Origin of the sequence: Pedobacter zeaxanthinifaciens (genome assembly GCF_003313335.1) — a bacterium.
Taxonomy (GTDB): Bacteria; Bacteroidota; Bacteroidia; order Sphingobacteriales; family Sphingobacteriaceae; genus Pedobacter; species Pedobacter zeaxanthinifaciens.
In genome coordinates this window covers 135785-155291 of record NZ_QMHP01000005.1, presented here as the reverse complement: position 1 = coordinate 155291, position 19507 = coordinate 135785, and the positions used below count along the sequence as shown (strand labels likewise).

Annotated in this window: 15 protein-coding genes; 10 read left to right on the top strand and 5 right to left on the bottom strand. The window is 38.8% G+C overall.

Annotation, left to right across the window (positions count from 1 at the left end; genetic code table 11):
* Positions 1-81 precede the first annotated feature (81 nt).
* The 6 genes from murC (at position 82) to DUT68_RS09405 (ending at position 7522) form a co-directional block, all read left to right on the top strand.
* A complete protein-coding gene (gene murC / locus DUT68_RS09430) occupies positions 82-1434 on the top strand; it encodes a UDP-N-acetylmuramate--L-alanine ligase (protein ID WP_113637842.1) in 1353 nt (450 codons plus the stop codon).
* Positions 1427-2533 (top strand): cell division protein FtsQ/DivIB, encoded by a 1107-nt coding sequence (locus tag DUT68_RS09425; RefSeq protein ID WP_237088307.1) that lies wholly within the window; start codon positions 1427-1429, stop codon positions 2531-2533. The genes murC and DUT68_RS09425 overlap by 8 nt, the downstream gene beginning before the upstream one ends.
* Before the next feature lie 29 nt (positions 2534-2562).
* A complete protein-coding gene (gene ftsA, locus DUT68_RS09420) occupies positions 2563-3915 on the top strand; it encodes a cell division protein FtsA (RefSeq protein ID WP_113638112.1) in 1353 nt (450 codons plus the stop codon).
* Between the two features lie 132 nt (positions 3916-4047).
* The gene (gene ftsZ, locus DUT68_RS09415) at positions 4048-5733 is read left to right on the top strand and encodes a cell division protein FtsZ (protein ID WP_113637841.1); all 1686 of its coding nucleotides are present in this window, start codon (positions 4048-4050) and stop codon (positions 5731-5733) included.
* Between the two features lie 153 nt (positions 5734-5886).
* Positions 5887-7131, top strand: coding sequence for an aminotransferase class I/II-fold pyridoxal phosphate-dependent enzyme (locus tag DUT68_RS09410; RefSeq protein ID WP_113637838.1), 1245 nt, complete (start codon positions 5887-5889; stop codon positions 7129-7131).
* Between the two features lie 214 nt (positions 7132-7345).
* Positions 7346-7522, top strand: coding sequence for a histone H1 (locus DUT68_RS09405; RefSeq protein ID WP_113637836.1), 177 nt, complete (start codon positions 7346-7348; stop codon positions 7520-7522).
* Positions 7523-7584: 62 nt separating this feature from the next.
* Here DUT68_RS09405 and DUT68_RS09400 read toward each other — a convergent pair whose 3' ends face one another.
* The 3 genes from DUT68_RS09400 to ligA form a co-directional block, all read right to left on the bottom strand.
* Positions 7585-7857, bottom strand: coding sequence for a hypothetical protein (locus DUT68_RS09400; RefSeq protein WP_113637834.1), 273 nt, complete (start codon positions 7855-7857; stop codon positions 7585-7587).
* Between the two features lie 233 nt (positions 7858-8090).
* Positions 8091-8969 (bottom strand): 4-hydroxy-tetrahydrodipicolinate synthase, encoded by an 879-nt coding sequence (gene dapA / locus DUT68_RS09395; RefSeq protein ID WP_113637833.1) that lies wholly within the window; start codon positions 8967-8969, stop codon positions 8091-8093.
* An 87-nt stretch (positions 8970-9056) separates the two neighbouring features.
* Positions 9057-11069, bottom strand: coding sequence for an NAD-dependent DNA ligase LigA (gene ligA, locus DUT68_RS09390; protein ID WP_113637831.1), 2013 nt, complete (start codon positions 11067-11069; stop codon positions 9057-9059).
* Positions 11070-11700: 631 nt separating this feature from the next.
* Here ligA and DUT68_RS09380 point away from each other — a divergent pair.
* The 4 genes from DUT68_RS09380 to DUT68_RS09365 all read left to right on the top strand — a co-directional run bounded on the left by DUT68_RS09380 (position 11701) and on the right by DUT68_RS09365 (position 17057).
* Complete coding sequence (locus DUT68_RS09380) at positions 11701-14538, top strand: DNA gyrase/topoisomerase IV subunit A (RefSeq protein ID WP_113637827.1); 2838 nt, start codon at positions 11701-11703, stop codon at positions 14536-14538.
* Between the two features lie 62 nt (positions 14539-14600).
* Entirely contained in the window at positions 14601-15002 is a 402-nt protein-coding gene (locus DUT68_RS09375; protein ID WP_113637825.1) for a hypothetical protein, read from the top strand.
* Positions 15003-15298: 296 nt separating this feature from the next.
* Positions 15299-15922, top strand: coding sequence for a nicotinamide riboside transporter PnuC (gene pnuC / locus DUT68_RS09370; protein ID WP_113637823.1), 624 nt, complete (start codon positions 15299-15301; stop codon positions 15920-15922).
* A 58-nt stretch (positions 15923-15980) separates the two neighbouring features.
* A complete protein-coding gene (locus tag DUT68_RS09365) occupies positions 15981-17057 on the top strand; it encodes an acyl-CoA dehydrogenase family protein (protein WP_113637821.1) in 1077 nt (358 codons plus the stop codon).
* Between the two features lie 184 nt (positions 17058-17241).
* Here DUT68_RS09365 and DUT68_RS09360 read toward each other — a convergent pair whose 3' ends face one another.
* Positions 17242-18291, bottom strand: coding sequence for a hypothetical protein (locus tag DUT68_RS09360; RefSeq protein ID WP_113637819.1), 1050 nt, complete (start codon positions 18289-18291; stop codon positions 17242-17244).
* 321 nt (positions 18292-18612) lie between these two features.
* Positions 18613-19494 (bottom strand): class I SAM-dependent methyltransferase, encoded by an 882-nt coding sequence (locus tag DUT68_RS09355; protein WP_113637817.1) that lies wholly within the window; start codon positions 19492-19494, stop codon positions 18613-18615.
* Between the last annotated feature and the right edge of the window lie 13 nt (positions 19495-19507).

The following is a 19507-nucleotide window of genomic DNA, read 5'->3' as shown; positions in this document are numbered from 1 at the left end:
AAAAAACAATAAAGAAAAACCATTGCTAAAAGCTATTCTCTCCCTTTTGGGGAGAGATGCCAAAGGCAGAGAGGGGCCAACATGGAATTATCAAATATCAATAGGGTTTATTTTGTAGGCATAGGGGGTATAGGCATGAGTGCACTTGCTCGTTATTTTGCAAAGCGTGGCTGCGTAGTTTGCGGCTATGATAAAACTCGTACTGCTTTAACCGCACAGTTGGAGCAAGAAGGTATTTTAATTTCGTTTTTGGATGAAGAAGAAACTATTCCCGTAGCGTTCAGAGAAAAATACGATGATACGTTGGTAGTTTACACGCCTGCTATCCCTAAAAATGCCCAAATCCTTAACTTTTTCCAAAGTAAGGGGTTTGATTTGAAAAAACGGTCGCAGGTGCTAGGCATTATTAGCGAAGGCATGTATTGTGTAGCTGTGGCGGGTACGCATGGTAAAACAACAACCTCCTCTATGGTTGCACATATTTTAACTGATACGGGTTTTGGATGCACTGCCTTTTTAGGTGGCATCACCACAAATTATCAAAGCAATGTACTGTACGGTAAAAATAATGTCGTAGTGGTAGAAGCTGACGAATATGATCGTTCGTTCCTTACCCTTCATCCAGATGCTGCTGTGATTACGTCAATGGATGCCGACCATTTGGATATTTATGGTGATGAGAGCCATTTGCATGAGTCATTTAATTTGTTTGCTGCTCAACTTAAACCGGAAGGTCGTTTGTTTATTAAAGATGGTCTGCCAGTAGCGGGAATAACCTACAGCGCAAGCGGCAGTGCTGCCATTAATGCTCAAAACATTAGGGTGCAAGATGGTTGTTTTGTGTTTGATTTTGAGGATGGCTACACTACCATTAAAGATTTGAAATTGGCAATGCCTGGTAAGCACAACGTGGAAAATGCCACTGCTGCTATTGGAGTGGCCTTGAGCTTGGGCATCCATCCAAATAGTGTGAAGAAAGCAGTAGCTAGCTTTAAAGGGGTAAAACGTAGGTTCGAAACCATTGTAAAGAATGATCAGCACATTTATATTGATGATTATGCACATCATCCTGAAGAGTTAAAAGCATGTTTTGATGCAGTTAGGCAGTTGTATCCTGAAAAGAAACTAACGGTAATTTTTCAGCCACATTTATTTAGTCGCACCCGTGATTTTATAAACGAGTTTGCAACGGTGCTAAGTACGGTTGATGAACTAGTGTTGTTAGATATTTATCCCGCAAGAGAGTTGCCTATAGAAGGTATCACCTCACAATTATTGTTGGATAAAATCACAATTGAAAATAAACAGATTTGCGGAAAAGATTTAGCAGTAAAACTGATAGAAGATAAAAATCCAGAGTTACTGGTAACAGTTGGTGCTGGCGATATTGATACCTTAATTGAACCATTAAAAAATACTTTAAACCATGCTTAAGAGAATTAACTGGAAAGCTATTTTTAAAGTCTTCGCTTGGCTAACCTGCTTAGCGGGAGTGGTGGTATTAATGAGTTTTATCGGTGTTAAAAAGCATACGGTAAAGTGTGCTAAAATTGAAATATTAATTCCCGGAGCGGATAACTTTATTGAAATAGAGGAAATTGATGCCATTTTAAAACAAAATCAAGGTGATTTAATAGGAAGAAATTTAGAAGGCATCAACCTGCATGATATTGAAAAAAGCATCGCAGCAAATCCGTACATCGGCTTTGTTAAAGTTTATGCCGACATGAACGGTACAGTTTTCATTGAGGTAAAACAGCGCCAGCCTATTTTAAGGATTTTGAACGCCGGCGGTCAGGATTATTATGTAGATAGCGACGGCTTGAAAATGCCTGTTTCGCCAAACTTTACCGCTAATGTTTTAGTAGCCTCGGGTAATATTTTGGAGGGTTTTAACGGTAGGGTTGATACGTTGATGACCGGCATAGCAAAAGATTTGTATCAAACAGCCGCGTTTGTAAAAAAGGATACATTATGGGATGCGCAAATTGAGCAGTTGTACGTAAACGAAAAAAATGATATCGAGATGGTACCTAGAGTGGGAAACCAGCGCATCATTTTAGGAAACGCAAAAGACATTAATATTAAGATGGAAAATTTGCTGGCTTTTTATAAGCAAGCAATGCCAAAAGTGGGCTGGAACGCTTACCGATCTATCAATTTGAAATACGTTAACCAAATTGTGTGCGAAAAACGTGACTCGTTAGCGATAAAGAAAATAGAAAAATCAGTAGTGCCTGATTCGGTGGTGCAACAACAACAGGCCATCAACGCTGAAGTGAAAGCTGCTATACAGGATGAGATTGATAAAGCCACTCAAACGCAGGCCGCCGGTGATACTAAAAACACAAAAGCGGAAACTGCACCGGTAAAGACCGACACTAAAAAAGTAGATAAAGCTAAAACAACAAATACCGTTGATGCTGCGAAGAAAACAGAGGTGAAAAAGGAAAAAGACAAGGAAGCAGCTAAACCGAAAACGGTGCAGAAAACGGCTACCAAAGAGAAAGACAACAAGAAAACGAACAGATAATATCAAACTCAACAATAAATAAAATGGTTATGGGCAAAGAAAAAACTACCATTCAATCACCAATCGTAGTAGGTTTAGACATTGGTACTACCAAGATCTGCGTAATTGTGGGCCGCAGAACAAATCATGGTAAAATAGAAGTTTTAGGTATTGGCAAAGCCGAATCAGCGGGTGTAACTCGTGGTGTGGTTTCCAATATTCAAAAAACGGTGCAGGGTATTAACGCAGCAGTTGAAATTGCTAGCGCACAATCAAATGTTGAGATACGCGTTGTAAACGTAGGTATTGCTGGGCAGCATATCAAAAGTTTGCAGCATCGCGGTATTTTAACCCGCAGAGAATTAAATAACGAAATCAGCAAGAAAGATATCGACAAGTTAATTGATGATATGTTCAAATTGGTGATGCCTCCAGGCGAAGAGATTATCCATGTTTTGCCGCAGGAGTTCACTATTGATAACGAGCCAGGTATTAAAGACCCGGTAGGTATGGCTGGCGTACGTTTGGAAGCTAACTTCCACATCATCTCTGGTCAGGTAACTGCCGTTAAAAATATCATGCGCTGCGTTACAAACGCAGGTTTGCAAACTCAAGAGTTGATATTGGAGCCACTTGCTTCTTCTGAATCGGTGTTGAGCGAGGAAGAAAAAGAAGCAGGAGTGTGCTTAGTTGATATTGGTGGTGGTACCACTGATGTGGCTATTTTCCACGAAGGCATCATTCGCCATACGGCAGTAATCCCTTTTGGAGGTAACAGCGTAACGGAAGATATCAGAGAAGGTTGTTCTGTAATGCGCAACCAAGCTGAATTGTTAAAAACTCGCTTTGGGTCGGCCCTACCTGAAGAGAACAAAGAGAATGAAATTATCTGCGTTCCAGGTTTGCGTGGTCGTGAGCCAAAGGAAATTTCGGTAAAAAACCTTGCCTATATCATCCACGCCCGTATGGAAGAGATCATGGAGCATGTGTATTACGAAATTAAATCATCAGGCTACGAAAAACGCTTAATTGGTGGTGTAGTAATTACTGGTGGCGGTGCTTTATTGAAACACCTTAGCCAAATGGTAGAATATGTAACAGGTTTAGATTGCCGCGTGGGATATCCTAACGAGCATTTGTCTAAATACGAGGAAATGCCTAAAAACATTTACGACGATTTGAAGAGCCCAATGTACGCTACTTCGGTAGGTTTGTTGATTAAAGGTATTCAAAAAGCCGAAGAAATGTTGGAGGAAATGAAGCAACCTGGCGTATTTATTGAAAAACCTAAAGAAGTAAAAGAGAAAGCAAAACGCATTGGTTTATTCGATAAATTACTAGGAAAAGCTACCGAGTTTATCAAAGATGATATGAACGTTAGCGACGAAGATTACATCAGGTAGTAATATTTTTCCACATTTTGGGAATTTTCCACATTCTTAACACTTGTGGAAAACGACTGTTAAAAAAGTGTTAATATTACAAAAGGAATGAACAGCATAAATTAAAATTTTAAACTACTGATTCATAACGATATGAAGTTCGAAATGTTAAAAGATAAATCTTCAATCATCAAGGTAATTGGTGTTGGAGGCGGTGGAGGTAATGCGGTAAACCACATGTACCGTCAAGGAATTACTGGTGTAGACTTTATCATTTGTAATACTGATGCACAAGCGTTGGAGTCGAGTCCAATTCCTAACAAGGTACAGTTGGGCGCTAGCTTAACCGAAGGTATGGGCGCTGGTTCTATTCCTGAAGTGGGTAAAAATTCCGCCATCGAAAATATTGAAGATATCAAAACCATGTTGGGTAGCACTACCAAAATGCTTTTCATTACCGCAGGTATGGGAGGTGGTACTGGTACAGGTGCAAGTCCAATTATTGCTAAAGCAGCGAAAGAGTTAGATATATTAACAGTAGCAATTATCACTACGCCTTTTTCTTTCGAAGGTAAAAGACGTAAAATGCAAGCTGATGATGGTTTAGAAGAGCTTAAAAAATATGTAGATTCTTATCTGGTAATTTCCAACGATAGGTTACGTGAAATTTTTGGCAACTTAACCTTGGGTTCGGCTTTTGCCCAAGCAGATGATATTTTAACAACTGCAGCTAAAGGTATTGCGGAGATCATTACAGTGCCAGGCTATATCAACGTCGATTTCAAAGATGTGAAAACTGTAATGAGAGAAAGTGGTGTTTGTATCATGGGTAGCTACGCTGCTGATGGTGATAACCGTGCTCTTGCTGCAGTAGAAGGTGCATTAGCATCTCCATTATTGAAGGATAACGAAATTGAAGGTGCAAGGTATATCTTGTTAAACATCAGTTCTGGTGTAAAAGAGGTAACCATGGATGAGGTTTCTATCATTACGGATTATATTCAGGATAAAGCTGGTTTAAGTGCCGACTTAATTTGGGGTAACTGTATCGATGAAAACTTGGACGAAAAAATTTCAGTAACCATTATTGCTACAGGTTTTCAAACTACTGAGCAGCGTGAAAAAGATAAACAGAACGTTAAAAAGATTTCTTTGTTAACTCCTGAAGAAGCTCCATTGGTTAAACCAGTAGAGCCAGTTAACTCTTTCATTACGCCTAAAGAAACTCCAGTAAGTAATGAACCAGTGTTGAAAGTACAGCCAGAGGAAGCTAAACAACCTGATTTATTTGGTGATTTGTTTAATATCGCTAAACCTGCCCCTGTGGCTTCAGCTCCTGCACCAGCTCAGGAAGATAATGGTATGGTTTTCCATCATTTAGTAGAGGAAACACCTGTTCAAGAAGAGCCTAAACAAGCAGAAGAGCCTGCTTTTGAATTTGAAGTGAAAGTTGCTGAAACAGAATTTGTTTTTGAAACACCAATTGCAACGGTACAGGAAGATGTAGTTGAGCAAAAACCTGTGGTGCAAATGCCTGCTCAAATGCCAGTAGAGCCTTTTAGTGCTGATCAGGATAAAACCGACGAATCTATTGAAGAGCAACTGAGAAAGTCGAAAGAACGAATTTTGAGGTTGAAAGACTTGAGCATGAAGTTGAGAACAACCAACGGTTTGCAAGAGCTGGAAAATGTGCCTGCTTACCAACGTAAACAAATGCAATTGCAACAAATTCAGCATTCATCGGAGTCTCAAGTTTCAAGATTTACATTAACTAATGATGAAGATGGAGAAACTGGAATTAGACCTAATAACTCTTTTTTACACGATAATGTGGATTAATAAAAAAATTAAATAATGTTAAAGCCTTGGCAATACGTGTTGTCAAGGCTTTTTCTATATAGTAACAGGGCTAATGGGTTGCCAAATAGCGATTTTAACCGTAAATTTGCCGAATTAACAATACAATAACACTTACATATAATAATAAAAACATTGGATATTTTTGATAAAGTAGCAAAACGCATGGGCCCAATTGGTCAACACCAAAGCTGGTCTCATGGTTATTTTTCTTTTCCAAAATTAGAGGGAGAGATAGCGCCTCACATGAAATTTAATGGTAAGGAGCACTTGGTTTGGAGCTTAAATAACTATTTGGGCCTAGCTAATCATCCAGAAGTTAGAAAAGCGGATGAGCAAGGTGCTGCTGAGTTTGGTATGGCCTACCCAATGGGTGCCAGAATGATGTCGGGAAACTCTAAATATCACGAACAGTTAGAGCAAGACCTAGCCAGCTTTGTAGGTAAAGAAGATGCTTTTCTATTGAATTTTGGCTATCAAGGCATGGTGTCTATTATTGATGCCTTACTGGATAGAAATGATGTTGTAGTTTACGATGGAGAGTCTCACGCTTGTATATTAGATGGTTTGCGCTTACACATGGGCAAACGTTTTGTTTATAAGCATAACAACGTAGAAGATGCTCGCAAACAACTGCAAAGGGCAACAAAACTGGTTGAACAAACTGGTGGAGGTATCCTGTTAATTACTGAAGGTGTTTTTGGTATGTCTGGTGCTCAAGGTAAACTTAAAGAATTAATCGATTTAAAGAAAGAGTTCGATTTCCGCTTGCTGATTGACGATGCGCATGGTTTTGGAACAATGGGCCCAACGGGTGCAGGTACTCATGAAGCACAAAATTGCATTGATGGGGTAGATGTTTACTTCGCTACTTTCGCTAAGTCAATGGCAGGTATTGGTGCATTTGTAGCGTCTACCAAGCAACTTACCGACTATTTTAGATATAACATGCGTTCGCAAACTTTTGCAAAAGCCTTACCTATGCCAATGGTAATTGGTTTGATGAAACGTTTGGAGTTGCTTAAAAATAATCCAGAATTGCGTGAAAAACTTTGGACAGTAGCTTTAGCACTGCAAAATGGTTTACGCGAACGCGGTTTTGATATAGGCGTTACAGATACTGTAGTAACTCCCGTGTTTTTAAAAGGAGAATTGCTGGAAGCTACGGCTTTAACCCGCGACTTGAGAGAAAATTATGGCATTTTTTGCTCTATTGTGGTTTATCCGGTTATTCCTAAAGGACATATTGAATTAAGATTAATACCTACAGCGGTACATACTTTGGATGATGTTCAGCGCACTTTGGATGCTTTTAGCGAAGTGGCTGAAAAACTGAAAAGTGGTTATTATCAGCAAAATAAGTTTTCTTCTGCTGAGTAGCATAGCATAGCAAAATCCCGTTGGAAACATCGGGATTTTTTTGTTAATATTTGATTTCCAGTATTTTGCTGTTTATAAATGCGGCTTTTGTGGAAAAAAAACGCATAAACCTGTATTTTTTATTTCTACAAAAATTTTTTTATTAAAATAAACCTCTTACATTAGTAACAGAGTATTAATCAAAACCTTAAAAACTAATAGGAGTATTTTAAAAATGAAAAAATTTGCTGAAGTAAAAGCACTAGTAGCAGCTTTGGAAGCTGATGTGGACAAATTTTACAACAAATCTAACAGCGCTGCTGGAACTCGTGTACGTAAAGGAATGCAAGACTTGAAAAACTTAGCTCAAAGCATCCGTTTAGAAGTACAAGAAACTAAAAACAAAGCTTAATTAAACGCATTGTGAACAAAAAAGCACCTCTGACCAAGGTGCTTTTTTTATTTAGTTGATTTTTAGAAAAATCTGTAGTCGTCTTTGTAAGCGCCTTCCTGAAATTTAACCAGCTTCTGCTTTTCAAATAAGAAGAATTTGTAAGCTTCTGTAACTTCATTATACGTTCTATAGATTACTACGCCATTTTGGTCGCCGTAAACTTTTGTCGCGTAACGGTTAAGGTGCTTGAATTCACTCTCTTCCATGCCCAGTGTAAACTTTGGTTCGTAGAGTTGCGTAATGTTACAGCTCATTGTGCCTAGCACAATAAGGATAAATAATAATTTTTTCATTTGTGTGTTTTTGTGTGTATGCTAGTTCAAGCAATTCTCATGCCTGCATCTTACATTTTCCTGACAAATGATGTAACATTATAATGTGTTTTACCATAGTTGAGAATAATAATGATATTTTTCTTGTAGGTCAACTCGGAAAGCTATGAGAGTTAATTTTGTATAGCTAAGAAATATGCAAAAAAGCCCCGACTGATATTCAATCGAGGCCATAAGTATGTTTTTTAGCTCAGTTATGCTAGTTGCTTCAATTGTTCTGCAATGGCGGTATCAAGTTCTTTACTCGCTTTAACTAATGGCAAGCGAACGTCGTCGCCGCAAATGCCAAGTTGCCTTAATGCGGCCTTTACACCTACCGGATTGCCCTCCGCAAAGCATAGTCTAGTAAACTCAATCAAACTTAAGTGCGCCGGAGCTGCTTTCGCAAACTCACCGTTAAGGCAAAGTCTAATCATGTCCGAAAATTGCTTAGGTAGTGCATTGCCAATTACCGAAATTACACCAACCGCTCCAATGGACATCATCGGCATTGCTACCGGGTCATCCCCAGAAATCAACATGAAATCCTCAGGTTTATCTCTCATGATCTGGTTAAATTGATCAAAAGATGCAGCTGCGTCTTTTACACCAATTAAATTTTTAAAATCATGCGCTAGGCTGCAGGTGGTTTCGGGTGTCATACTAATTCCTGTTCTACTAGGAACATTGTATAACAAAATAGGTAGTGTACTCATTTCACTAAGGTATTTGTAATGCTGGTAAATACCTTCTTGGTTTGGTTTGTTGTAATACGGACTAACCGAAAGAATGGCGCTGTACGCATTACTTTCAAATGTTCTGATGTCTTCGGCTACGCCTAAGGTATCATTGCCGCCAATTCCCGCTACAAGTGGCAAGCGTCCGTTGTTAATTTCAGCGGTAAAATCCCACACCTTCTTCTTCTCATCCTTGCTTAATGTGGCAGTTTCGCCAGTTGTACCTAAAGATACGAGGTATTCTACGCCTCCATCAACCAAGTGATTGATCAGGTTTTTTAGGCCTTGATAATCTACTGAGCCATCAGTGTTGAAAGGTGTGACCAATGCTACACCTGTTCCGTGAAATTTGTTCATTATGTTATTAATTATTAATTTTTGAATGATAGCATGACTGAGTTTGGCACTTAGGTTAGCTCTTCATTTTATCATTTTATAATTCTCTCATTCAATCATTTTCGTTAATTCTTCTTCACTAATCAATTTGATATTGAGCTTGGTTGCCTTTTCAAGTTTGGAAGGTCCCATATTATCCCCTGCTACTAAAAAATCCAATTTAGCTGAAATACTACTTAAGATTTTTCCCCCATTTTCTTCTATCAAGTTCTTTAGTTCGTCTCTGCTATATTTTTCGAAAACGCCCGAAATTACAAATGTTTTTCCATTTAATTTATCGCTTTGAGCCTTATTTACAGATTCTTTTACTTCAAAGCATAAACCTGCATTCTTTAGTTCGGTTATCTGCAAAATGTTGCTGTTTTGTGCGAAGTATTCGTGAATGCTTTCTGCTATGCGCACTCCAATTTCATCAATAGCGGTCAATTCTTCTAAACTAGCATTGGCTAAATTGTCGATATTTTTTACTGCTTTAGCTAGTTTCTTAGCCACTGTTTCGCCAACATATCTAATGCCTAATCCAAAAAGTACCTTCTCGAAAGGCATTTGCTTAGATTTTTCGATGCCGTTAAGCATATTGTCTATTGATTTTTCGCCAAACCGCTCAATTGCTTTTAGTTCATCTGCTTTTTGATGTAATTGATATAAATCACTGATGTGCCTTACCAGTCCGCGTTTGTAGAAAGTTTCAATGGTTTCATCTCCTAATCCATCAATGTTCATTGCTTTGCGACCAATGAAATGTTGTATTTTTCCTACAATTTGAGGGCCACAACCTTCATCATTAGTGCAGTAATAAGCAGCCTCACCCTCTCTTCTTACTAGCGCAGTGCCACATTCAGGACAGTTCTTAATGAAATGTATTGGCTGTGCATCCGCTTTTCTGAGCGACAAGTTTACTTGTATAATTTTAGGAATGATTTCACCACCTTTCTCCACCATTACGGTATCACCCTCGTGAAGGTCTAAACGAGCAATTTCGTCGGCATTGTGCAAAGTTGCACGCTTAACGGTGGTGCCTGCTAATACCACAGGCTTTAAGTTGGCCACTGGAGTTACCGCACCCGTACGACCGACCTGATAGGTTACTTTTTCCAGTACAGTTTGAACTTCTGCCGCCTTATATTTGTAAGATATAGCCCAGCGAGGTGATTTTGCTGTAAATCCAAGCTCTTGCTGCTGGCCGTAGCTATTCACCTTAATTACGATGCCATCGATATCGTAGCTTAACTTAAAGCGTTGCGTATCCCAGTAGTGTATAAAATCCAATACTTCATCAATACTACTTGCTAGCTTGGTATGTTCGCAAACGTGAAAGCCCCAATTTTTAACTGCTTCCAGGCTTTCCCAATGTGTTTTAAAGATTTGTTTATCTGTGTATAAACCATAAAGAAAGCAATCTAAAGGTCGTTTTTTTACTTCCTTTGAGTCTTGCATTTTTACAGTACCCGCTGCAAAATTTCTTGGGTTGGCGTAAGGAACTTCCCCTAATTCTTCACGTTCGCGATTGAGCCGTTCAAACGCAGCCCGGTGCATAAAAACTTCTCCTCTAATTTCAAAGGTTTCGGGTATATCGTTTCCTTTTACATGATGAGGTATAGAATGTATAGTTTTAATGTTGGCAGTTACATCATCGCCTTGTGTACCATCGCCGCGTGTTACTGCTCTTACCAGTTTACCGTTCTCGTAGGTGATGCTCATGGATAAGCCATCGAATTTGAGCTCGCAAACATATTCGAAATTATCGCCAATAGCCTTGCGTACGCGTTCGTCGAAATCACGTAAATCTTGTTCGCTGTAAGTGTTCCCTAAGGACAACATGGGCCATTTATGGCGAACGGTGTTGAATGTTTTGGTAATATCTCCGCCTACTTTTTGAGTAGGAGAGTTGGGGTCTGCAAATTCTGGATATTCTTTTTCCAATTTGACCAATTCTTCAAGTTTTTTGTCGAATTCATAGTCGCCGATGGTTGGCATAGCCAAAACATAGTAGTTGTAGGTGTGTTGGTTGAGCTCTGCAACCAAGGCATCCATTTGTTCTTTAACTGAAAATAGAGACATAGAGCGAAGATAAGGTTTAGTAAAATTGTTTAATGGTAAAATTTGATAAATTGTTTGGAGTAGGATGGCTTTAAAACTAAATTGTTTAATACGAAATAGACATTAATGAGGCGTCTCCAGAAATGGGTTTAGCATTGTTAAAACGTCAATATTTTAATGTTAGGAGCGTAAGTGGAGAGCGCTGGGTATACCTTAGCGGGACGATCAACTAAGGATAGCAATAGCTTTTAATTAGTGCATTAATTTGACAAACCTGTAGCAAGTTGAATAATAGGATGATTGGCTTTGACAGACCTATACCAAATTGAATAGCGGTTTGTTAAAGTTCCTAGTAGCAACAGTGTTTGTGATTTAAACCTGATAATAGCGGAAATACTTTTTGTGTTTAATGTATCATTGTGAGCATAGCGTAGTGCAGCAATAGATTCCTTATTCCTTGGAATGACAAATGAACTAAACAAAAAGATTGCAGCGTATAGCGGGGCTTTCGGAAGCGAAGTATTGCTGCATTTGCTTTTCAAATAGTTCAAAGCTTGGCTGTCAATTTATTAGCCTTAATTGTTAAAAACTTCTCTCGTAAAAATGGGCTTCAAACCTTATATTTACGCATCCCAAAAACTTTTTTTACCACATGAGTGAAGAACTGGACGATTTAAACGAAACCAACTTGCCTGAAGAGCAGGAAAGCAAACAGAAAGTAATTCCTATTAATGGACTGTACGAAAATTGGTTTTTAGACTACGCTTCGTACGTAATTTTGGACAGGGCTGTTCCGCACATTAATGATGGTTTTAAACCTGTGCAACGGAGGATCATGCACTCGTTGAAAGAAATGGACGATGGACGTTTCAACAAAGCCGCAAATGTGATTGGGAACACCATGAAATACCACCCGCATGGGGATGCCTCGATTGGGGATGCGATGGTACAAATTGGTCAGAAAGATTTGTTGATTGATTGCCAGGGCAACTGGGGCGATCCAGTTACAGGTGATAGTGCTGCTGCGCCTCGTTATATTGAAGCCCGACTTTCGAAATTTGCTAACGATGTAGTTTTTAATCCAGACACCACTGTTTGGCAACTGAGCTATGATGGGCGTAACAACGAACCGCTTACCCTGCCAGTAAAGTTTCCATTGCTATTGGCGCAAGGTGCCGAAGGTATTGCGGTAGGTTTGGCCACCAAGATTATGCCCCACAACTTTAATGAGTTGCTGGATGCATCAATTGAAATTTTAAAAGGAAATCCTTCTAACATACTTCCCGATTTTTTTACTGGCGGTATGGCCGATTTTTCGAATTATAACGAAGGCCAGCGTGGAGGTAAAATTAGGGTAAGGGCTAAGATTTTAGAACGCGATAAACGTACGTTAGTTATTACCGAAATTCCTTATAGTACCACTACAGGATCATTGATTGACAGTATTTTAGCTGCAAATGATAAGGGTAAAATTAAAATCAAAAAAATTGAGGATAATACGGCTGCAAATGTTGAAATTGTAGTGCATTTGGCGCCGGGTATTTCGCCAGATGTTACGATTGATGCGCTATATGCGTTTACCAACTGCGAGGTATCAATATCGCCCAATACTTGCGTAATTAAAGAAGACAAGCCACACTTTTTAAGTGTAAACGATATTTTAGAGCAGAACACAAAGTTTACCAAGGCCTTGTTGAAGCAGGAACTTGAAATACGTTTGCATGAATTGCAGGAAAAGGTGTTTTTTAGCTCGCTACTTAAGATTTTTATTCAAGAGGGGATGTACAAAAATCCGGAATATGAAAATTCTGGAGATTTTGATACTGTTGTAACCGTGTTGCATCGTTTGTTTGAGCCATTTAAGCCATCGCTATATCGTGAAATTCAGCCAGAGGACTTTAAGAAATTGATTGATAAGCCAATGAGTAGCATCACCCGTTTTGATGTGAAAAAGGCTGATGAGATGATGAAGTCGTTGGAGGATGAGATGAAAGTGGTTAGAGGCCACTTACGCCATTTGACCGACTACGCCATTGCTTGGTTTGAAAAAATTAAAGCCAAATACGGAAAAGGTAGGGAACGTAAAACCGAGATTAGATTATTTGATAGGGTAGAAGCTGCTAAGGTAGCCTTGGCAAATGTGAAATTGTACATGAACCGTGAAGACGGTTTTATTGGTACAGGCTTAAAGAAGGATGAATATATTGGCGATTGCTCTGATATTGATGAAATTATAGTTTTCCGTGAGGATGGTAGGTTTATTGTGACAAAGGTTGCGGATAAAACTTTTGTTGGCAAACACATTATTCATGCTCAAGTATTTAAAAAAGGCGATGAGCGTACCGTGTACAACATGATTTACAAAGACGGTGGAAGTGGGATCAGCTACATCAAGCGTTTTTCGGTATTAGGTGTTACACGTGACAAGGAATATGATTTAACTAAAGGCACCAAAGGATCAAAGGTTTTGTATTTTACAGCCAACCCGAATGGTGAGGCCGAGGTAGTTAATGTGCAGCTGAAACCACATTCTAAGCTCAAGAAACTGAGTATAGATATTGATTTTGCTAATGTTGCCATTAAAGGTAGGGCATCAATGGGGAATATTGTAGTGAAATTCCCTATCAAAAAGGTCTTGCTCAAAACTAAAGGCGTGTCTACTTTGGCGGGTATTAAAATTTGGTACGATGATATTTTAAAACGTCTAAATGTTGATGGTAGAGGCAAGTATTTGGGTGAGTTTGACGGTGACGATAAAATTCTTCAAGTGTATGCTAATGGTACTTATGAACTTAGCACCTTTGAGCTGAGCAACCACTTTGATGAAGGCATTGTTTTAATGCAGAAGTTTAACCCTGAGCAGGTATTTGGTGCAGTGCACTATGACGGAAAAGCTAAAAATTATTTCGTAAAACGATTTGCTTTTGAGGTGCAGCCAGTTGGAAAGGTAGTGAGTTTTATCAGTGAAGAAAATGGTTCGAAACTTGTTTTAATTACAGGTAAAACTGATGCTAAACTGACTGTTGACGTGGAGAAGGGGAAGACTAAAACGCCCGAAACTTTAGAGCTTGAATTGGCTGGTTTGATTGACGTTAAGGGTTGGAAAGCCAATGGAAACCGATTGACGCCGCATGTGGTGAAACAGGTGGCTTTAGTGGATGCTGAGTTGGAAATAGGGATTCCTGAAGTGATAGCCGATGAGGAGACGGACGGAGCAGAAGTTGTTGACGATGTTGCGACTGAGGATATGCAAGAAGTATCGGACGAGGCAGGTTCAACTGAGGTGCCATTGGAAGCTCAAAAGCCCAAGCCCTCGTTCAAATCGGCGGCTAAGCCTTTAGTGATAGAGGAGGAGCCAGCTAAGGAACCTAATGAAGAAAAACCTACCGAGCCAGCCGAACCTCAGGTTCAGAAGAAAAAGATTTCCTTTGAGATTACTAATCCGGGAGATATCAAAATAGATGATAAAGGACAGGGATCGTTGTTTTAATCTTTGTTGATATGAGCCTTACGAATTTTAAAAGGGGCGCTATAGTTTAAATTAATGTACGTATGAATAAATTATTAGTATTGGTTTTTTTCCTTCATTTTATGAGCTTCTTTTCACAGGCTCAACATGCAAAGGTTGACAGTTTGCTGAACAAATGGAAAGAATCTTATAATAAACAAGACTACGAGAAGTCGTATGCACTATATGCTTCTTTTTATAAAGATAAAGTGGACTTGGGAAAATTTACTAAAAGTTTAAACTCCATTTTCCAGTTAATGGGCCCGATAAAGTCTTTTAAATATGTCTCTTTCAACGGTCAGTATTATAAGTATCTTTTTTTTGGTCAAAATGCTGTGGAAGCAGACGTGATTATTGTTGTTGACGTAGATAATAAATTCCGCTACCTAAATTTCGAAGCAATCGGAGGAAAAGGTGATCCTCCACCGATAGGAAAAATGGATTAGGATTTATTCTTTATCCGAAAGCAAATTACATATATTTGCCTTAACTCAAAGGGGTGCTTGCAACATCTAATATTTGGCAGGCTGAGATTATACCCATTTTGGAGGTTTAAGCTAAAAGGCTAAAGGTGTAGGTTTTTCCTAATACCTTACACCTAAAACCTTATACCTCTCAAAAGCACCTGATGCGGATAATACCGACGTAGGGATTAATTTAGAGGTTAACTAATTACTGTTTCGCCCTGAAAGCAGTTTTTCAATTGATTTTTTATCGCCTTTGGGCTTTTAATTATTGAGAAATGCAGTTTCAGGAATATTTTAGTTTATTTATTGAACAAATTAAGGCGACTAGCTATTTAGAGTGGATTGCGGTTGCTTTTGGCGTTACAGAGGTAATGCTAGCTAAAAGAAATAACATTTTACTTTATCCAGCCGGTATTATTGGTATTTTACTTTCTCTGTATTTAAAACTAAAAGTGCGCCTATATGCCGAAAGTTTGCTGAGTATGTATTACTTGGTGATGAGTATTTACGGTTGGATCATTTGGAGCAAGCGCAAAGCAAAAAACGAAGCTTTACCTGTAAGTTGGACCAGTAAACAAGAGCTACAGATTGCCTTTGCAATTGCCATATTGGGTTACTTCATCCTCTATTTTGCTCTAATTAATTTCACTAATTCTGATGTTCCTGTCCTCGATGCGTTTGTCTCATCAACCGCTTGGGCTGGTATGTGGCTATTGGCCCGTCGAAAAATAGAAAATTGGATTTTTTTGAATGTTTCGAACATTGTGGCTATCCCTTTAATGTGGCACAAAGGTTATGTCATGTTCGCTCTACTCACTTTGTTTTTATTTATAGTAGCCATTTTCGGCTATTTCGATTGGAAGAAAATATACAAGAGGCAGTTGACAGTTTCCAGTTAACAGTTTCCAATTAACCGAACCTTACAACATTCCAACTTTTCAATCAACAACATTTAGCATGAAGCAACTTACACACACTTGGCAGGAAGCTATTTTAAACTTAGCCCCTCAATCTGAGACCTTGAGAGAATTACATCCTGATGTTTTGTCAATTGCCTATGAGCAACAATGGTTTAAGCTATTTGTTCCGAAAGCCTATGGTGGGCCTGGCAAAAAACTACCTGAAATTTTACGTCTAGAGGAAGACTTAGCTTATGTAGATGGGAGTACAGCTTGGACTGTGACTTTATGTAGCGGAGCTGCCTGGTTTGCGGGGTTTTTAGATCCAGCATTGGCGGAGGAAATTTTCGCAAATCCGAAAGTTTGCTTTGCGGGTAGCGGGGCAGTGGGCGGCACGGCACGCAAATTGCCTGATGGCTACCTCATCAATGGGCATTGGAAATATGCCAGTGGTGCTTTACATGCCACTATTTTTACGGCAAATTGTGTGCTTCAAAATGAAGATGGAGTAGATTTTCTGGATGAAAGTGGTGAACCAATCATTAAATCTTTCATCTTGAAAAGAAATGAAGTAGAAATCCAATCCGGCTGGTCGTATTTTGGATTGGTGGCAACCGGTAGTCACGCTTTCGATGTGAAGGATATTTTGGTGCCGGAAAATCGTTCCTTCAAAATCAACGAACTTCAAATTGCAGATGAAGGTTTTGATTACCCTTTTTTGCAGTTGGCAGAAACTACCTTGGCAGTAAATAGTTTAGGAATGGCTAGGCGTTTTATTGATTTGGTATCAGATGCTTTTTTCAACCGCTCTGGTTTTAAGCGTTACAACACTAGCCAAATTGAATTTTTTAAAAATGAACTAACAACTTGTACACATACAATAAGTACAGTTAAAGAACATTTTTATGAAGCATTTGATGCCTCGTGGAACCAATTGATAACCAATGGAACCATAGATGAAAGTGTGTTACGGGAAGTAAGTAGGTTAAGTAGGTCGCTGGCACATCAGTCAAGAAAAGTGGTAGATACCCTATACCCTTACGCTGGCTTAGAGGCCGCAAAACGCGAAACAGAATTGAATAGAGTTTGGAGAGATTTACATACGGCTAGTCAGCACGCCCTGCTAACTTTCTAGCAGCAAATGCTAAAACAAAATTTTAATTGCAACTATTCCGAACTGGATTAAAAACGGCTTTGATTTAGCTGCAAACTGAATTCATATTAAAAGAAAAAGGGCGTTCAAAAATTCTTTCAAAACGCTATCAACCAAAATAGCGACAAAGAATTTTCAACGCCCTAGTTCCAACAAGGCATCCGCCTTATTGATATTGTATATAGATTGGTCGCGGTTTTAGTTTCATCAATTCTTCTGGTGTCATCAATCTGTTCGGTGCTTTTTTCAAATCGTTTTTGTAAAATAATTTGAAACCTGTAAACTGAACTGGTTCACCATAAATGAAATGACGATAGGTACCTAATTTTAAATCAGGTTCGCCCCAGCCATCCATGTGCATTACAATTTGCACTTCTGGACGTAATTTGATACTCTGCGAATTAGTAACCATTTTTTTAGTGAAACGGTGTACTACAAAAACTTTTGGCGGTAAATTGAATTTCTTCACCATATCAGCCAAATAACCAGATACGTAATTGATATCAGCGGCATCATAAGTGCCAATTTTTTTGCCTGGTAAAGAACCATCTTTCATCGAAAATTCTGGATCAATTCCCAAGTGAACATAAGGCAATTGCAAGTATTTTTCAATATGTGGCAATTCTGCTTTAATGTTACTTAATGCAACCTGTAAATCTAAAAATACGATGGTATTTGGACGCATTTTCGCTATTGCCAAAACAGAATCAATTTGTGAGTTAGGCATACGGTTAATGTATTTTCCGTCTTTACCTGGCGTACCACTGGCAACAGCCGCAATGTAGTGTAAGCCTGCTTGAACTGGAGTACTAGGGTCAACTTTTTCCCAACGTTTAATTTCAGCATTCAAACGGCTCCACATTTCTTTTGGTGCATATTCACCTAAAGCGCCCATTTTTTTCGAGTGTAGGTTACCATAATAAACTACAATGCGTTTAAATGGTAGTATAGCACCATCCAAAGGGATTGGCTGGTTTTTAACTGGCCATTTTCCTGTAGTATCACCATTGGCATTAGCTTTCACAAGCTCATTATATTTTGCAGAGTCAACTGGTGTTTTAAGGTCAGCTTGCTCTTGAGTATCGGCACTTGTCGAGTCGGCTGTTTTACCTGCTTTCTTCTCGTTTTTTTCACTCGCTCCACTAGTACAGTAGGTAAATGTGCAAATGGTAGCCCCAGCTACCAAGATCAAACCCGCTATCTTATTTATTCTCATATTTATCGAATTTTCAACTTCTTCTTATAATTATCCTACAAATATTCTCCAAAATGGCACAATTTGGGAATATGTTTCTAAAATAAACGTTTTGAAGCTATTTGTAATTATATCTTCAAAAATTAAATTATTTATAATTAGTCTAAATAAATTTTTAACTTTGTAATCACTTAGCGGAAACGCATTTAAACTCGTAAAGGTTTAGTTAGTATATAATAGTTTGTTTTGTTTAGGGAAGGCCTCCATGAAAGTGGGGGCTTCTCTTTTGCGCTCAAATCTTCTAAATGAAATTTTTAACAGGAAATTTGCCCTCAAGAAGAACTATGAGGTCCTGAACTTGCCGAATACACCTAAAGGCAATTTAACTCCTGAAGTAGCCTGTAAAAACAATTCTCCAGTTTCCAGATTTTTAACCTCCGGAAACGAAGTTTTAATCAAGTTTTCTACAATTACTGAAGAAAATCCAAGCGAATAAGTATTCAAAATGAGAAAGTGTTCCTCGGGATCCAATAATTGCACCACATCTTGCATCATTTCTTGGATATGATCTTCCAGTTTCCATTTTTCACCGTTTGGACCATGGCCGTATGCAGGAGGATCTAAAATGATACCATTGTATTTTTTGCCTCGTTTCAGTTCTCTTTTTACGAATTTCAAGGCATCTTCAACTACCCACCTTACATCCTTAAGCTTCGAAAGTTCTTGATTTTCGTTAGCCCAATTTACCACTTGTTTGATAGAATCTACGTGTGTAGTATCAGCTCCTGCGGCTTTTGCAATGAGTGATGCCGCCCCGGTATATGCAAAAAGGTTAAGTACTTTAGGGCTTGGTGTTTTGAATTTTTTGATGGATGAAGAAATGTAATCCCAATTAACCGCTTGCTCCGGAAATACACCAACGTGCTTAAATGAAGTTAAGCCTAAACGTAAATTGATACTTACTTCATCATTTTGATAGTTTACATTCCAACGGTCTGGCGCACTTTTGTTGTGTTTTAACCACTCGCCACTAGTAGCTGATCTTCCTCTAAAAGTGATATGCGCTTTTTTTCTCCATTCTTCGGTTGACCACGCTTTTTTCCAAACTGCTTGTGGTTCTGGTCTAGATAATATCAGGTTGCCAAAGCGCTCCAATTTCTCAAAGTCGCCGCAATCAAGTAATTCGTAATCTTTCCAGTGGGTTGGTGTAAGCAGTTGTATCATGTACCTTTTTTTA

Excerpts from the sequence above, each read along its gene's own strand:
- ftsZ (WP_113637841.1), top strand. The coding sequence starts at position 4,048 with ATGAAGTTCGAAATGTTAAAAGATAAATCTTCAATCATCAAGGTAATT.
- DUT68_RS09355 (WP_113637817.1), bottom strand. The coding sequence starts at position 19,494 with ATGATACAACTGCTTACACCAACCCACTGGAAAGATTACGAATTACTT.
- DUT68_RS09380 (WP_113637827.1), top strand. The coding sequence starts at position 11,701 with ATGAGTGAAGAACTGGACGATTTAAACGAAACCAACTTGCCTGAAGAG.
- dapA (WP_113637833.1), bottom strand. The coding sequence starts at position 8,969 with ATGAACAAATTTCACGGAACAGGTGTAGCATTGGTCACACCTTTCAAC.
- murC (WP_113637842.1), top strand. The coding sequence starts at position 82 with ATGGAATTATCAAATATCAATAGGGTTTATTTTGTAGGCATAGGGGGT.
- ftsA (WP_113638112.1), top strand. The coding sequence starts at position 2,563 with ATGGGCAAAGAAAAAACTACCATTCAATCACCAATCGTAGTAGGTTTA.
- DUT68_RS09375 (WP_113637825.1), top strand. The coding sequence starts at position 14,601 with ATGAATAAATTATTAGTATTGGTTTTTTTCCTTCATTTTATGAGCTTC.
- DUT68_RS09365 (WP_113637821.1), top strand. The coding sequence starts at position 15,981 with ATGAAGCAACTTACACACACTTGGCAGGAAGCTATTTTAAACTTAGCC.
- DUT68_RS09425 (WP_237088307.1), top strand. The coding sequence starts at position 1,427 with ATGCTTAAGAGAATTAACTGGAAAGCTATTTTTAAAGTCTTCGCTTGG.
- DUT68_RS09400 (WP_113637834.1), bottom strand. The coding sequence starts at position 7,857 with ATGAAAAAATTATTATTTATCCTTATTGTGCTAGGCACAATGAGCTGT.
- pnuC (WP_113637823.1), top strand. The coding sequence starts at position 15,299 with ATGCAGTTTCAGGAATATTTTAGTTTATTTATTGAACAAATTAAGGCG.
- DUT68_RS09360 (WP_113637819.1), bottom strand. The coding sequence starts at position 18,291 with ATGAGAATAAATAAGATAGCGGGTTTGATCTTGGTAGCTGGGGCTACC.
- DUT68_RS09405 (WP_113637836.1), top strand. The coding sequence starts at position 7,346 with ATGAAAAAATTTGCTGAAGTAAAAGCACTAGTAGCAGCTTTGGAAGCT.
- ligA (WP_113637831.1), bottom strand. The coding sequence starts at position 11,069 with ATGTCTCTATTTTCAGTTAAAGAACAAATGGATGCCTTGGTTGCAGAG.